The organism is Micromonospora arida (genome assembly GCF_042873195.1).
Taxonomy (GTDB): domain Bacteria; phylum Actinomycetota; class Actinomycetes; order Mycobacteriales; family Micromonosporaceae; genus Micromonospora; species Micromonospora arida.
Genome location: NZ_JBIALC010000006.1, coordinates 1 through 15166, shown reverse-complemented (window position 1 = coordinate 15166; position 15166 = coordinate 1). Strand labels below are relative to the sequence as shown.

The window sequence follows — 15166 nt, the reverse complement described above, 5'->3', positions numbered from 1 at the left end:
GCCTGCCGTCACTGCAGCCTTGCTCCGTGGGGCGCGTACCTCTACGGTCTCAACCCCCACCACTGGTCCGAGAGATCCCGGCCGAGCACGCGGCGGCGCTTGCCTGGCTGGAAACCGCGTCCCTTCCGGTCGTCGAGCTGGACTCGCCCGGGATGGTCCGCCGCGTCCTGAACAGCCTCTGCCGGTCTCGGTCCCGTCGGCTTCACCACGTCCCCGGCGAGGTCTGGGCCGCTCCGCGGAACTGGGCCGAAACGGTCTAGCCGGCCTCAGTACTTCAACGAGGTTGACCGCGGCGGCCACCTCGCGGCCTGGGACGAGCCTTGTGGGGCTCGCCGATCGGTCGCGAAGGCTACAGAGTCTCGAACCATCCTCCGTCGGCGGTGATAATCGAGAGACTCCGATCCTATGGATCCGAGGGGATTGTTGTGTTCAACTGGTCACCGGTTGCCAATTGCCGACCGGCGCCCGTCGTTCTGGGGGTGTTCCGGTTGTGGAGAGGTTCCGGTGCCGCCCCCCCACGCTTGCCGGCTTTGGGTTTCAGGCGGGCTTTGCAACCGGAAGTGGCATCCATGACGTAGATCCAAATTGTGGCTATAACTTGAACATGCATCATCTGCGCGTCTCCTGGGGCGAGCCAACGACCTTGCTGGGCATCCGTCGTTGAAGCGCTCGGGCCGACTGGACGGCCTGCGCTGCTCAGCCGTCCGACCGCTTTGCGGGCTGCCCCCGGTGTGGCACCATCGTGGAATCTTGCCTTCCCGACACCCCTGCCACGAGGAGCACGCGATGTCTGGTCAAAGGCTGGCCCGGCGGGTCGGCATGGTGTTCGCAGTTCTGGCCCTCGCCGTGATGGCTGGCGGAGCTTCCGGTTACGGAGAGTTCCAAGCCTTCGATTTCGTTTGGACGGCACCACTCCGCTAGGTCGGGCAGGCGGCCAACACCGTGATCGGCGTTGTCCGCCAGCTTCGTTCGCCGGCCGTGCATGGTTCTGTGGCAGTGACCGGTAAGGAGTGGTATGGCCGAGCGTCGGCCCGCAGCGGGTGGCTCAGGGTCTCCTAGCCGCCCTGCCCAATACGCCTGGTTCATCACCGGGCCGTTGGCGTTCGCGGCCGCAATCTTCTCGACGGCTATCGGGTTGGCCAGTCAGGACCATCTCCGATCCTGGGGGCTCGCCGCCGTCCTGTTGGCCGTGATGGTGATCGCCGGCCTACCGATGCTCAACTTCGTCATCGGACGCCAGTCCTTCGGGTCGCGGCTGACCGAGATCCCACTCGTGTTGGCGTTCTTCTTCCTGCCACCGTTGATGGTGGTCGCGGCGTACACGCTCTCGACGCTGATCACCCATCTGCGGTACCGGTTCGGCCTCGCGAAACTGGCCTTCAACGTCGCGAACGCCTCTGCCGCCGCATCGCTGGCCGGGCTCGTGCTGCTGGCGCTCCCGCCCATTCAGGGGGAGGTCGGGCCACGGACGTGGGCCGTGCTCTTCGTCGCGGTCAGCACGATCCTCATCTCGACGTTGGCTGGTGTGGCCGGCGTCATCGCGATCATGCACGGCTGGCAGGCGGCACTGGGCGTGCTGCGCAACGCGTTGCCGCCCCTGCTGACCTCCGGTGTCAACATCGTCGTCGGGCTGGTCGTCCTGATCGCGGTGCGGACGACCTGGTGGTCGTCCGTGCTGATCGTCGTGCTTGCGGCCGCGCTCGCGAAGGTCTACCGGTCGTACGAGCAGTTCTTCCGTCAGCACCGGACGCTCGGCGACATGTACGAACTCACCAAGGCGATGACCGCCAACGGGCAGAGCGGCAACCTGGCTGACGTCCTCCTCGGTCGGATCCGGGGGCTCATGCAGGCCGAGTACGCGACGTTGTGGCTGCCGGCCCAGGGGCGTCACCCGGAGGTGATGCTGACGGCGCGGGTCGACGACGCCGGCCTTTTGGACACGTCGCCGACGCCGGTGGTCGTTCGCGAGGAGGCCCGCCGTCAGCGCCGCAGTCTGGCCATGGGTGTTCGCCTCGGGGACGAGGAGAGCCTGCGGAGCTCGCTGCGCGCCACCGGTGTGAAGGACATCATCGTGGTGCCGCTCTACTCGGGGCAGGCGGTGATCGGCACGCTCGAGGTGGTCAACCGGCTCAGCGACGTCGGTCATTTCACGCCCGGTGACATCCCCGTCTTCGAGACGGTCGCCGCGCACGCGGCCGTGGCCCTGGAGAATTCGCGGCTGGTCGACCGGCTCCGGCACGACGCACACCACGACACGTTGACCCGACTGCCCAACCGGCGGCGGATCACCGGAGCGCTGGACGAGTCGGTCAAGATCCGCGCGCCGGGCGAGGTGGTGGCGCTGCTGCTCTTCGACGTCGACGGGCTGCGCCAGGTCAACGAGTCCCTGGGGCACGCGGCCGGGGACAAGGTCCTCACCGAGGTCGCCAATCGGTTGCGGGCCAGCGCGCCGTCGTCGGCTCTGGTTGGCCGTGCCGGCGGGGACGAGTTCCTGGTGACGCTGCGGTTGGAGAGCGCTGAGGCCGCGCTCGAGCTGGCCGCCCAACTGCGCGACCAGATCCGCGACGAGATGGTCTTCGACGCGCTCACCCTCGACGTGGACACCGCCGTCGGGGTGGCCGTACACCCGGATCATGGCAGCGACGCGGCGACCCTGCTGCTCCGGGTCGACCTCGCCGCCACCGCGGCCAAGTCGGTGCCGGGCAGCGTGCAGCTGTTCAATCCCGCGCTGGAGTCCCGTTCACTGCGCCGGTTGGGTCTGGCCGGCGATCTGCGCCGAGCACTGGACCAGGACGAACTGGAGGTCTACTTCCAGCCCAAGGTGACTCTGCGGGACCGGCGCCTGGTGGGTGTGGAGTGTCTGGCCCGCTGGGAACACCCGGCGCACGGCACGGTCGCGCCCGAGGACTTCGTGGCGGTGGCCGAGCACACCGGCCAGTTGAGCCGGCTCACCGAGGTGGTGCTCCGGGAGGGCCTCCGGCGCAGCCGGGACTGGGCGCTGGCCGACCAGCCGCTGCCCATCGCGGTCAACCTCTCGGCTCGTACGCTCATCGACCAGCACTTCCCGGACCGGGTCCAGGAGCTGTTGACCGAGTACAAGGTGCCGGCACAGCGCCTCACCCTGGAGATCACCGAGTCGGGGGTGCTGGACGGCACGGACCGGCCGATCCCCACCCTGCAACGGCTGCGGGATCTCGGCGTACGGCTGTCGGTGGACGACTTCGGCACGGGTGACTCGTCCCTGGCGCACCTGCGCCGGCTGCCGGTGCACGAGGTGAAGGTGGACCGCTCCTTCGTGCAGGGCATGGCGACCGATCCGGGGGACCTGGCGATCGTCAACGCGGTGGTCACCCTTTCCCAGCAGTTCGGCCTGGCGGTGGTGGCCGAGGGGGTGGAGAGCGAGCTGACCCTGGAGCTTCTCCAGGACATCGGCTGCGAGATCGGGCAGGGTTTCCTGTTCAGCAGGCCGCTGCCGTACGAGCGGTTGGCTGCCTGGTTCGGTGCCCAGGTCGAGCCGGAGACGGTCGCCAACGGGGAGCTTCCGCGCCTGCGTGTCGTGCCCTGAGCAGGGCGCGGACGATCACGGGGGATCCGATTTCACCTGCCGAGCCGGGCCGTGTACTCTTACTCCTGCGCGCCCCACGGGGAGATCGCGCAGGCCCCCTTAGCTCAGTCGGCAGAGCGTCTCCATGGTAAGGAGAAGGTCTACGGTTCGATTCCGTAAGGGGGCTCGAGGGTTCAGCTGGACCCATCGCAGCGGTGTAGCTCAGATGGTAGAGCAAGCGGCTCATAATCGCTGTGTCGCCGGTTCAAGTCCGGCCACCGCTACTCTCGTCTTCCGGGCTCCGTTGCCGGTGGTCGTAAGAAAATGGGCGCTTCCGGCGCCCACTTTGCATGTCCGCGCTGTCAGCGTCTAGGCTGGCGCGTCGTAGTTGTTTCCGTTAGCGAGGAAGGCACTCCGCCGTGGCGAAGGCTACCGATGTCCGGCCGAAGATCACTTTGGCGTGTGTGGAGTGCAAGGAGCGCAACTACATCACGCGCAAGAACCGGCGCAACGACCCCGACCGCATCGAGCTGAAGAAGTTCTGCCCGCGTGACGGTCGGCACACGGTCCACCGCGAGACCCGCTGACTGCTGGCCGGCCTCAGGGCCGGCCGTTGTCGAAGCTTTCCGATCGCCGATCTGACCGGTTTGGTGCGGCTCCGCCGCCTACCGATCAGGTCGGCGATTGGGCTTTCCGTGTAGGTTCGCGGCATGCCTCTGGACCCTTCCTTCGTCGGCCGGACGTATCCGCCGACCGCCCCCTACCAGGTGGGCCGAGAAAAGATCCGCGAGTTCGCCAGTGCCATCGGCGCCACCGACCCGGCCCACCACGACCCGGAGGCCGCGCGGGCGCTGGGCCACCCCGACGTGGTGGCCCCGCCGACCTTTCCGGTGATCGTGACGATGGCCGCGAGCAGCCAGATCATCGAGGACCCGGCCCTGGGTGTCGACTACGGCCGCCTGGTGCACGGCGACCAGCGGTTCGCGTACACCCGGCCGGTCGTCGCCGGCGACGAGCTGGTCTGCACCAACACCATCGAGGACGTCAGCACCAGGGGCGGGCACGGCTTCCTGACCACGCGCACCGACGTGAGCACCGTCGGCGGCGAACCCGTGGTCGCGGTCTGGGCCAGGTATGTCATTCGCGGGGAGGCGTGAGATGGAGTTGCCAGCACAGACGTTTCAGGTGACCCGCGCGGACCTGGTCCGCTACGCCGGCGCCTCGGGCGACTTCAACCCGATCCACTGGAGCGACCGGGTCGCCACCAAGGTGGGTCTGCCCGGGGTGATCGCCCACGGCATGTTCACCATGGCGCTGGTCGGGCGGGCGGTCACCGAGTGGGCCGGGTCGCCGGACGCCGTGGTCGAGTACGGCGTGCGTTTCACCCGGCCGGTGGTGGTCCCCGACGACGACCAGGGGACCGAGATCGAGGTGACCGCGCGGGTCCGCGAGGTGACCGAGGACGGTCTCACCCGACTCGAGGTGACCGCCACCTGCCTTGGTGAAAAGGTGCTGTCGCAGGCGCGGGCAACCATCCGGACGGCACGCTGAACCGAGCCCGCCACGCGTGGCGGAGAGACCGGTTGGGAAAGTCGGGCGGCTACCCGTACACTGGTCCGCCGTGGGGCAAGTGACCCCTGCTCGGCCGTCTGTGGCCGCGTGGGGCGAGTGTTGCCACATAGGGGTGTAGCTCAATTGGCAGAGCAGCGGTCTCCAAAACCGCAGGCTGCAGGTTCAAGTCCTGTCACCCCTGCGCCTCAGGCCTGACCGTTCCCGTGGGTCGCGCCGCCAACTTGGCGGCGTCCGGCCCGTGGTGGTGGCATCGGCGGGGTGGCTCCGAGGCAATCGGGCCCTCCTGGTGATCCACCGGCCGCGGCCCGTCGCGGGACGGTTGGGTCCGGCCGGCGTGACCAGCGCCGCGTACGCCACTCGGCGTGCGACCCCAGATTCCGCGACGGAGGGCGAAGTGGCCGACAACAAGCGGCGCGACGACGACGGCGACGATCGTCTGGACGACGAGGTCGTCGACGACGTGGCCGACGACGACGCCTCCGGCGCGGACGAGCCGGTTTCCCGGGGAGGCACCGCCACGCGGTCCCGTGCCCGGGCGGAGTCGGCGGACAGCCGGCCGACCACGCGGTCGGAAACGGGTCGGGTGGGCGTCTTCGGCCGCATCGCGCGGTTCTTCCGCGAGGTCGTAGCCGAACTGCGTAAGGTCATCTGGCCGACCCGCAAGGAGTTGCTGACCTACACCGCCGTGGTGGTGGCGTTCGTCGCGGTGATGCTGACGATCGTGGGTGTGCTGGACTTCGGCTTCGCCAAGGTCGTGTTGTTTGTCTTTGGCAACTCGGACTGACCGGCTGCCTCCAGCCATAGTGACGGAAGTGAGCGAGCGTGCCTGAGTACGACGAGACCGCCGGACCGGTGGACGAGCAGTCCACGGTCGCGACGGCGGCTGGTGACGAGTCGGTTGAGGCCGCCAGCGAGCCGGAGTTCCCAACGACCGAGCCCGCACCGGACGAGGACTACGACCCCGTCGCGGAGCTGAGGCAGAAGCTGCGCTACGCCCCGGGTGACTGGTACGTGGTGCACTCGTACGCCGGCTACGAGAACAAGGTCAAGACCAACCTCGAGACCCGGATCACGAGCCTCGACATGGAGGACTTCATCTACCAGGTCGAGGTGCCGACCCGGGAAGAGGTCGAGGTCAAGAACGGTAAGCGTTCGCAGATCCAGGCCAAGGTCTTCCCGGGCTACATCCTGGTCCGGATGGAGTTGACCGCCGAGTCCTACTCCTGTGTCCGGAACACCCCTGGTGTGACCGGCTTCGTCGGCGCGACCGACCGGGCCGACCGGCCCGCTCCGCTCTCGCTCGACGAGGTGCTGAAGTGGCTGGCGCCGGCGGTCGAGACCGAGCAGAAGAAGGCGAAGCCGGAGATCAAGGTCCTCGACTTCGAGGTGGGCGACTCCGTCACCGTCACCGACGGCGCGTTCGCGTCGCTGCCGGCCACGATCAGCGAGATCAACGCCGACCAGCAGAAGCTCAAGGTGCTGGTGTCGATCTTCGGTCGTGAGACTCCGGTGGAGCTCAACTTCAACCAGGTCGCCAAGATCTGATTGGTCGTCGGCGGCGGGCCCGACCCGCCGCCGACGTCGGCGTACGCGCTCTCGCTCGACCTCGGCGGACGAGTGGGCTGCGGCCTGCGCTACTCTTGAATGTCGCCGCTGTCGCACCGCGCTGACCGTGCGCGCCCGAGGGCGGCGACAGCCGCATTTTCCCAGCTCCAAGCCCCAGGAAGTGACATGCCTCCGAAGAAGAAGCTCGTCAAGACGTTCACGCTTCAGTTGCCGGCGGGCCAGGCCACGCCGGCGCCGCCGGTCGGCCCCGCGCTCGGCCAGCACGGCGTGAACATCATGGAGTTCTGCAAGTCCTACAACGCGCAGACCGAGTCTCAGCGGGGCGACATCGTCCCCGCCGAGATCAGCGTGTTCGAGGACCGGTCCTTCACGTTCGTGCTGAAGACCCCGCCCGCTGCCCGGCTGCTGATCAAGGCTGCCGGTGTGCAGAAGGGTTCGGGTGTTCCGCAGTCCGAGAAGGTCGGCTCGGTCAGCCGCGCCCAGCTGCGTGAGATCGCCGAGAAGAAGATGGCCGACCTCAACGCCAACGACATCGCCCAGGCCGAGAAGATCATCGCCGGCACCGCCCGGTCGATGGGCATCACCGTCAACGACTGACGTCGGCCCCGGCCTTCGTTCCGACCGTGGGAGGGTTCGCGCCGAGCGGCCCGCCAGAGACCACAGGAGTAATAAGCAATGCAGCGCAGCAAGAGCTACCGCAAGGCCGCCGATGTCATCGACCGGTCGAAGCTCTACACCCCCACCGAGGCCGTGAAGCTGGCCAAGGAGACCACCAACGTCAAGTTCGACGCCACGGTCGAGGTCGCCATGCGCCTCGGCGTCGACCCCCGCAAGGCGGACCAGATGGTCCGCGGCACGGTCAACCTGCCGCACGGCACCGGTAAGACCGCCCGCGTGATCGTGTTCGCCAGCGGCGCGAAGGCCGAAGAGGCCGCCGCCGCGGGTGCGGACGAGGTGGGCACCGATGAGCTGGTCGCCCGCATCCAGGGTGGTTGGCTCGACTTCGACGCGGCGATCGCCACGCCGGACCAGATGGCCAAGATCGGCCGGATCGCGCGGATCCTGGGCCCGCGCGGTCTCATGCCGAACCCGAAGACCGGCACGGTGACCATGGATGTCACCAAGGCGGTGTCGGACATCAAGGGCGGCAAGATCACCTTCCGGGTGGACAAGCACTCCAACCTGCACCTGATCATCGGCAAGGCCTCCTTCACGGAGACCCAGTTGGTGGACAACTACGCTGCGGTGCTCGACGAGGTGCTGCGTGCCAAGCCGTCCGCGGCCAAGGGCAAGTACCTTCGCAAGGTCATCCTGACCACCACGATGGGCCCGGGCGTCCCGGTCGACCCGAACCTGGTGAAGAACCTTCGGGAGGACCAGGCTGACGCCTGAGTCGACAGATCGCTCCGCCGGGGCGCCGCCACGACCGTGGCGGCGCCCCGGCGCGTTCCAGGTGTGGCAGGCTCGACGCCATGCGGCTGGAGAACGTCTGGTTGCGGTACCACCGGCGGGGGCCGTGGGTGCTGCAGGGCATCGACGTGCGGATCGGTCCCGGCGAGGTGGCGATCGTGCTGGGCCGCAACGGGGTGGGCAAGTCGACACTGCTCCAGGTGGCAGCGGGGGTCCTCCGCCCGGGCCGGGGCCGGGTCACCGACCGGCCGGCACGGGTGGGCTGGGTGCCGGAGCGGTTCCCCGCGGACCAACCGTTCACGGTGACCCGCTATCTGACCGGGATGGCCCGGGTGGCAGGGCTGGGCAGGGCTGCGGCCGACGAGGCGGTGACCTCCTGGACGCACCGGCTCGGGCTGTCCGCCTTCCGCTCGGTCCGGTTGCCGGAGCTGTCCAAGGGCACCGCGCAGAAGGTCGGCCTCGCCCAGGCGCTGCTGCGCCCACCGGGCCTGCTGGTGCTCGACGAGCCGTGGGAGGGGCTGGACGCCGCCACCCGTGAGTTGGTGCCCGAGCTGATCGCCGAGGTGCTCGCCGCCGACGGGTCCGTCCTGGTCAGCGACCACCGCGGCGAGACGGTCCGGCTCCCGGCCGCGCGCCGCTGGTTGGTGGCCGACGGCTCGCTCTCCGAGGAGACGTCGTCGACGGACGAGACGATCGCGGTGGTCGAGGTCGCCGTGCCGGCCGCGCGGGTCGCCGGCACCGTCGCCCGGTTGCGCGCCGAGGGCCACCAGGTGCTGCGGGTACGCCCCGACGCCTCCACCGTCGCATCCCAGGCCCTACCCGTCGAGCCGCCCCGGTCGACCGGGGCCGCCCGACCCGCCGAGCCGCCGCTCGGGATGGCCGGAGAGTTGACAGCGGAGCAGCCGGAGGCCGCTGACGCCGCGGTCGAGTCGGCGGCGGGGGAGGCCCGGTGAGCGCCCTGGTCCGGATGCGGTTGGCCGGTTTCCTGCGCACCGGCCGGGCGTTGGCACCGTTGCTCGCCGGCCTGATCACGCTCGGCACCCTCTATGGCGGTGGCCGCGCCCAGCCCGCGGAGGCGTACGGCGTCTCCGCAGTGGTGCTCTTCCCGGTGCTCGCCTGGCAGACCAAGATCCTGTTGGACGTCGAGCCGGACGTGCAACGTCGGCTGGCGCAGGTGACGGTAGGGGTGGCGCGGGAGCGGTCGGCCGGGCTGCTCGCCGCCGCAGTGGCGGCGCTGGTGACGGTGGCAGTCGCGCTGCTCTTTCCGTGGCTGGTCGGCGGGGTGTCCGGCCCGGTCGACCCGGGGGACCGGTCGATTCCGGTCGGGCTGGCCCTGGGGTTGTGGGCGCACCTGCTGGTCGTACCCGCTGCGGTTGCTCTTGGGGCGCTGGCCAGCCGTGCCTCCGTGGGCGGCGCGGGGTACGGCGTCGCGGTGTTGGCCCTCGGCGGGGTCGGCGCGGTGGTGTTCGGCCTGACCGGCTCGGTGGCCCCCTGGCTGGCACCGCCGATCATGGCGGCCGCCCGCACCACCGCCGGCGACGCGGCCGCGCTGACCCTGCTGGCGCTGAGCGGGTGGGCGATGGCCTGGAGCGCCGCGGTCGTCGGCGGCTACCTGTGGCGCCGGCGGGCCCAGGGCTGACCGGCTCCGGTACGGGTGACGCGGCTCACCGGGCGCGATTTGGCGCTGCTGGTCGGGGCGCGTACTCTTCAACCGTCATCCGTGTTCTCATGGATGAGGAACCACCCAGAGACCGCTGGTCGCCGTGCTTCGGCACGGTCGAAGGTCCCGCGACAACGGGCGACCCGCGTAGGGCGGCAAGCGTAACTCGGCAGTGAGCGTGGTCCGCCGACCATGACGATCCGCCGGCCCTCGCCCCGTGCGCCCTGCGCCGGGGCTTTTCGTTGTCGCGCTGCCTCCGCCCCCGTTCCGGCTTCGGCCGAGACGGGGACCAGCCTCGAGTAACGAGAGAGGAGGGACATGGCGGACAAGCCGATCCGGGCCGACAAGGCCACGGCCGTCGCTGAGCTGACCGAGAGCTTCCGCAGCTCGGGCGCCACCGTGCTGACCGAGTACCGCGGTCTGACGGTTTCCCAGCTCACCCAGCTTCGGCGCTCGCTCGGCGCCGATACCAGCTACACGGTCGCGAAGAACACGCTGGCCAAGCGTGCTGCGACGGACGCGGGCATCACCGGCCTCGACGAGCTGTTCACCGGTCCTACCGCGCTGACTTTCGTTTCGGGCGACGTCGTCGAGGCGGCGAAGGGGCTTCGCGACTTCGCGAAGGCCAACCCGAAGCTCGTCATCAAGGGCGGTGTCTTCGAGGGCAAGGCCATCACCGCGGCCGAGGTCACGAAGCTCGCCGACCTGGAGTCCCGCGAGGTGCTGCTGGCCAAGCTGGCCGGCGCGATGAAGGGCAACCTGAGCAAGGCCGCGGCCCTGTTCCAGGCCCCGCTGTCGAAGACCGCCCGTCTGGCGGCTGCACTGCAGGACAAGCGCGAGAAGGAGGGCGCCGAGGCGGCCTGAGGCCCCCACGGCGCACCAGTTCTTACTTAACAGAATCAGGAAAGGACGCCAGATATGGCGAAGCTCAGCACCGACGAGCTGCTCGACGCGTTCAAGGAGATGACGCTGATCGAGCTCTCTGAGTTCGTGAAGCAGTTCGAGACGACCTTCGAGGTCACCGCTGCCGCTCCGGTCGCGATCGCCCAGGGTGGCGGCGGCGGCGGCGCTGCGGCCGAGGCCGAGCCGGAGCAGGACGAGTTCGACGTCATCCTCGAGGCTGACGGTGGCAAGAAGATCCAGGTCATCAAGGTCGTGCGTGAGCTGACCGGCCTGGGCCTCAAGGAGGCCAAGGACGCGGTCGAGTCCGCGCCGAAGGCCATCCTGGAGAAGGTCAACAAGGAGACCGCCGACAAGGCGAAGGCCAAGCTCGAGGGTGAAGGCGCCAAGGTCACCCTCAAGTGACCTGACGTTCCACCAACGCGTACCCGGCTCGTGAGCTGGGACACCATCGCGTCACGGCGGGCGGTGATCCGACACGGATCACCGCCCGCCGTGTTGGTAGATCTGGCTGCGACCGGTCCTGAGCTGGGCTCCAACCATGGGTACCCTTGACCCGAGCGAGCGTGGCGGGTCGCCCTCCAGTGGGAAACAAGGGACAACCCGGATACCGGCCCTTGACGCGGCCCGGGGCTGCCAGGCACGCTGACACCAGCAAGACACCGCGCTTGCGACGGCCACGACGTGGGTATGACAGCGGCGGCACCATCGGCCGCTGTAACCCGAGCGGCCCAGTGGGGAGTTGCGTTCTGAGCGGCCCGGCAGACCCCGGTTGACGGGGGCCGAGGCGCGCTCCGCAAACAACCTGCGGGGTGGGCTGGACAGCGGTTAGCCTCTCGGCTACACTGCTAGTTTGCGCTGCCTTCCGACTTGACCCCTGCTCGGAAATGTCCGTTTACGGATATTTCTGGTGGGGTCATTGGAGTGCACGCGTACCAGCCGTTCTGCAGCACCGGTCCTCGGAAGGACGCATCTTGGCAGCTTCCCGCCCTGCGAAGACCAGTCGTACGTCGAGCGCATTCGCTCCCCGCCGAGTTTCATTCGGCAGGATCACCGAACACCTCGAGGTCCCCAACCTCCTTGCCATTCAGAACGAGTCCTTCGACTGGCTCGTCGGCAACGAGGCTTGGCAGGGCCGGTCGGCGGACGACCCGCACGCACGATCGGGTCTCGCGGAGATCCTTGAAGAGATCAGTCCCATTGAGGACTTCTCCGGCACCATGTCGCTCTCCTTCTCAGCGCCGCGCTTCGACGAGGTCAAGGCCTCGATCGAGGAGTGCAAGGAGAAGGACCTGACCTACTGCGCTCCGCTCTTCGTGACCGCGGAGTTCACCAACAACACCACTGGCGAGATCAAGAGCCAGACGGTGTTCATGGGTGACTTCCCGATGATGACGCCCAAGGGCACCTTCGTCATCAACGGCACCGAGCGCGTCGTGGTCAGCCAGCTCGTCCGGTCTCCGGGCGTGTACTTCGACAAGCAGCCGGACAAGACCTCCGACCGCGACCTCTCCAGCGTCAAGGTCATCCCGAGTCGGGGTGCCTGGCTGGAGTTCGACATCGATAAGCGCGACACGGTCGGTGTACGTATCGACCGCAAGCGTCGGCAGGCCGTCACTGTCCTGCTCAAGGCCATCGGATGGTCGGCCGAGCGGATCCGTGAGAAGTTCGGCTGGTCCGAGCTGATGATGACCACGCTCGAGAAGGACCACATCGCCGGCGCCGACGAGGCTCTGCTCGACATCTACCGCAAGCTGCGCCCTGGCGAGCCGCCGACGCGCGAGAACGCCCAGACCCTGCTCGACAACCTCTTCTTCAACCCGAAGAGGTACGACGTCGCCAAGGTCGGGCGCTACAAGTTCAACAAGAAGCTCGAAGTTGGTGTGCCGATCACCACCGGCACGCTGACCGAGGACGACATCGTCGCCACCGTGGAGTACCTGTGCCGGCTGCACGCCGGTGAGGACGGCTACGAGGCCGACGACATCGACCACTTCGGCAACCGGCGCCTCCGTACCGTGGGCGAGCTGATCCAGAACCAGGTTCGGGTCGGCCTGTCCCGGATGGAGCGTGTCGTCCGCGAGCGGATGACCACGCAGGACGTCGAGGCGATCACCCCGCAGACCCTGATCAACATCCGCCCGGTGGTGGCGGCGATCAAGGAGTTCTTCGGGACGTCCCAGCTGTCCCAGTTCATGGACCAGACCAACCCGCTGGCGGGCCTGACCCACCGGCGTCGGCTGAGCGCGCTCGGCCCGGGTGGTCTGTCCCGGGAACGGGCCGGCTTCGAGGTCCGCGACGTGCACCCGTCCCACTACGGCCGGATGTGCCCGATCGAGACGCCGGAAGGCCCGAACATCGGCCTGATCGGCGCGCTGTCCACCTTCGCCCGGGTCAACCCGTTCGGCTTCATCGAGACGCCGTACCGGAAGGTCGTCGAGGGTCGGGTCACCGACCAGATCGACTACCTGACCGCGGACGAGGAGGACCGGTTCGTCAAGGCCCAGGCCAACGCGCGCCTGAAGGCTGACGGCACGTTCGCCGAGGACCGGGTGCTCTGCCGTCGTAAGGGCGGCGAGACCGAGGACGTCGTCCCCGGTGCCGTCGACTACATGGACGTCTCGCCCCGGCAGATGACCTCGGTCGCGACCGCCATGATCCCGTTCCTCGAGCACGACGACGCCAACCGGGCACTGATGGGCGCGAACATGCAGCGCCAGGCGGTGCCGCTGGTCAAGGCCGAGGCGCCGCTCGTGGGTACGGGCATGGAGTACCGGGCCGCTGTCGACGCTGGCGACGTGGTGGTCGCCGAGGTCGGCGGCGTGATCGAGGATCTCTGCGCCGACTACGTCACCATCCACCAGGATGACGGCCACCGCCGGACGTACCTGCTGCACAAGTTCCGCCGCTCCAACGCCGGCTCCTGCGTCAACCAGAAGCCGGTCGTCTTCGAGGGCGACCGCGTCGAGGCCGGTCAGGTCATCGCCGACGGTCCGTGCACCGACGAGGGCGAGATGGCACTCGGACGCAACCTGCTGGTGGCGTTCATGTGCTGGGAGGGCCACAACTACGAGGACGCGATCATCCTGTCGCAGCGCCTCGTGCAGCAGGACGTGCTCACCTCGATCCACATCGAGGAGCACGAGGTCGACGCCCGGGACACCAAGCTCGGTCCGGAGGAGATCACCCGCGACATCCCGAACGTCAGCGAGGAAATGCTCGCTGACCTCGACGAGCGCGGCATCATCCGGATCGGCGCCGAGGTCGTCCCCGGTGACATCCTGGTCGGCAAGGTCACGCCCAAGGGCGAGACCGAGCTGACCCCGGAGGAGCGTCTGCTCCGCGCGATCTTCGGTGAGAAGGCGCGCGAGGTTCGGGACACCTCGCTGAAGGTGCCGCACGGCGAGACCGGCACGGTCATCGGTGTGCGCACGTTCTCCCGCGAGGACGGCGACGAGTTGCCGCCGGGTGTCAACGAGCTGGTCCGGGTCTACGTCGCCCAGAAGCGCAAGATCCAGGACGGCGACAAGCTCGCCGGCCGGCACGGCAACAAGGGTGTCATCTCGAAGATCCTGCCGATCGAGGACATGCCGTTCCTTGAGGACGGCACCCCGGTCGACATCGTGCTCAACCCGCTCGGTGTGCCGAGCCGGATGAACATCGGCCAGGTGCTGGAGACCCACCTCGGTTGGGTCGCCAAGACCGGTTGGAAGGTCGAGGGCGACGACGCCGACTGGAAGCGCCAGCTGCGCTCGATCGACGCGCACGAGTCCGAGGGCGACACCAACGTGGCCACCCCGGTCTTCGACGGTGCCCGCGAGGAGGAGATCTCCGGTCTGCTCGAGTCGACCCTGCCCAACCGGGACGGCAAGCAGCTGATCGGTCGTACCGGCAAGGCGCAGCTGTTCGATGGTCGTTCCGGCGAGCCACTGCCGGACCCGATCGCGGTCGGCTACGTCTACATCCTGAAGCTCAACCACCTGGTCGACGACAAGATCCACGCTCGTTCGACCGGTCCGTACTCGATGATCACGCAGCAGCCGCTGGGTGGTAAGGCGCAGTTCGGTGGTCAGCGTTTCGGTGAGATGGAGTGCTGGGCGATGCAGGCGTACGGCGCTGCCTACGCCCTGCAGGAGCTGCTCACGATCAAGTCCGACGACGTGCTCGGCCGAGTGAAGGTCTACGAGGCCATCGTCAAGGGCGAGAACATCCCGGAGCCGGGCATCCCGGAGTCGTTCAAGGTGCTGCTCAAGGAGCTGCAGTCGCTGTGCCTCAACGTTGAGGTGCTCTCCAGCGACGGTGTGGCCCTGGAAATGCGCGAGACCGACGACGAGGTGTTCCGGGCCGCTGAGGAGCTGGGCATCGACCTGTCCCGGCGCGAGCCGAGCTCGGTCGAAGAGGTCTGAGGTGAGCGGTCGGGGGGGGGGGGGGGGGGGGGCCCGCCCCCCCCCCCCCCCGCCCGGGGCCCAAAACACAAGTAAAGCAACAATATAAGAAAGTCAAAAATAACAAAG

The 15166-nt window shown here is 68.4% G+C and carries 13 protein-coding genes and 3 tRNA genes; all 16 read left to right on the top strand.

Annotated elements, in window-relative coordinates:
* Positions 1 to 1015 precede the first annotated feature (1015 nt).
* Positions 1016 to 3565 (top strand): putative bifunctional diguanylate cyclase/phosphodiesterase, encoded by a 2550-nt coding sequence (locus ACFYP0_RS18860; protein ID WP_355499016.1) that lies wholly within the window; start codon positions 1016 to 1018, stop codon positions 3563 to 3565.
* A 93-nt stretch (positions 3566 to 3658) separates the two neighbouring features.
* Positions 3659 to 3731: transfer RNA gene (locus ACFYP0_RS18855), tRNA-Thr, on the top strand.
* A gap of 24 nt (positions 3732 to 3755) precedes the next feature.
* Positions 3756 to 3828, top strand: a tRNA-Met gene (locus ACFYP0_RS18850).
* Positions 3829 to 3963: 135 nt separating this feature from the next.
* Positions 3964 to 4131, top strand: coding sequence for a 50S ribosomal protein L33 (rpmG, locus tag ACFYP0_RS18845; protein WP_007073056.1), 168 nt, complete (start codon positions 3964 to 3966; stop codon positions 4129 to 4131).
* 123 nt (positions 4132 to 4254) lie between these two features.
* Complete coding sequence (locus ACFYP0_RS18840; RefSeq protein WP_355499014.1) at positions 4255 to 4701, top strand: MaoC family dehydratase N-terminal domain-containing protein; 447 nt, start codon at positions 4255 to 4257, stop codon at positions 4699 to 4701.
* A gap of 1 nt (position 4702) precedes the next feature.
* A complete protein-coding gene (locus ACFYP0_RS18835; protein WP_091402431.1) occupies positions 4703 to 5095 on the top strand; it encodes a MaoC family dehydratase in 393 nt (130 codons plus the stop codon).
* Between the two features lie 129 nt (positions 5096 to 5224).
* Positions 5225 to 5297: transfer RNA gene (locus ACFYP0_RS18830), tRNA-Trp, on the top strand.
* A gap of 213 nt (positions 5298 to 5510) precedes the next feature.
* On the top strand, positions 5511 to 5900 hold the full coding sequence (gene secE, locus ACFYP0_RS18825; RefSeq protein ID WP_091403530.1) for a preprotein translocase subunit SecE: 390 nt from the start codon (positions 5511 to 5513) through the stop codon (positions 5898 to 5900).
* 38 nt (positions 5901 to 5938) lie between these two features.
* Positions 5939 to 6661, top strand: a complete 723-nt coding sequence (gene nusG, locus ACFYP0_RS18820) for a transcription termination/antitermination protein NusG (protein ID WP_112584800.1) — start codon at positions 5939 to 5941, stop codon at positions 6659 to 6661.
* A 186-nt stretch (positions 6662 to 6847) separates the two neighbouring features.
* The gene (rplK, locus tag ACFYP0_RS18815; protein WP_091402426.1) at positions 6848 to 7279 is read left to right on the top strand and encodes a 50S ribosomal protein L11; all 432 of its coding nucleotides are present in this window, start codon (positions 6848 to 6850) and stop codon (positions 7277 to 7279) included.
* Between the two features lie 78 nt (positions 7280 to 7357).
* Positions 7358 to 8074: a 50S ribosomal protein L1 gene (gene rplA, locus ACFYP0_RS18810; RefSeq protein ID WP_124858778.1), complete on the top strand. Its 717-nt coding sequence runs from the start codon at positions 7358 to 7360 to the stop codon at positions 8072 to 8074.
* Between the two features lie 80 nt (positions 8075 to 8154).
* Positions 8155 to 9045, top strand: a complete 891-nt coding sequence (locus ACFYP0_RS18805) for an ABC transporter ATP-binding protein (protein WP_355499011.1) — start codon at positions 8155 to 8157, stop codon at positions 9043 to 9045.
* Positions 9042 to 9731, top strand: coding sequence for a hypothetical protein (locus ACFYP0_RS18800; RefSeq protein ID WP_355499009.1), 690 nt, complete (start codon positions 9042 to 9044; stop codon positions 9729 to 9731). The genes ACFYP0_RS18805 and ACFYP0_RS18800 overlap by 4 nt, the downstream gene beginning before the upstream one ends.
* 339 nt (positions 9732 to 10070) lie before the next feature.
* Positions 10071 to 10616, top strand: coding sequence for a 50S ribosomal protein L10 (gene rplJ, locus ACFYP0_RS18795; protein WP_112584808.1), 546 nt, complete (start codon positions 10071 to 10073; stop codon positions 10614 to 10616).
* Positions 10617 to 10670: 54 nt separating this feature from the next.
* A complete protein-coding gene (gene rplL, locus ACFYP0_RS18790; protein WP_091402415.1) occupies positions 10671 to 11057 on the top strand; it encodes a 50S ribosomal protein L7/L12 in 387 nt (128 codons plus the stop codon).
* Between the two features lie 569 nt (positions 11058 to 11626).
* Complete coding sequence (rpoB, locus tag ACFYP0_RS18785; protein WP_091402413.1) at positions 11627 to 15058, top strand: DNA-directed RNA polymerase subunit beta; 3432 nt, start codon at positions 11627 to 11629, stop codon at positions 15056 to 15058.
* Positions 15059 to 15166: the final 108 nt, after the last annotated feature.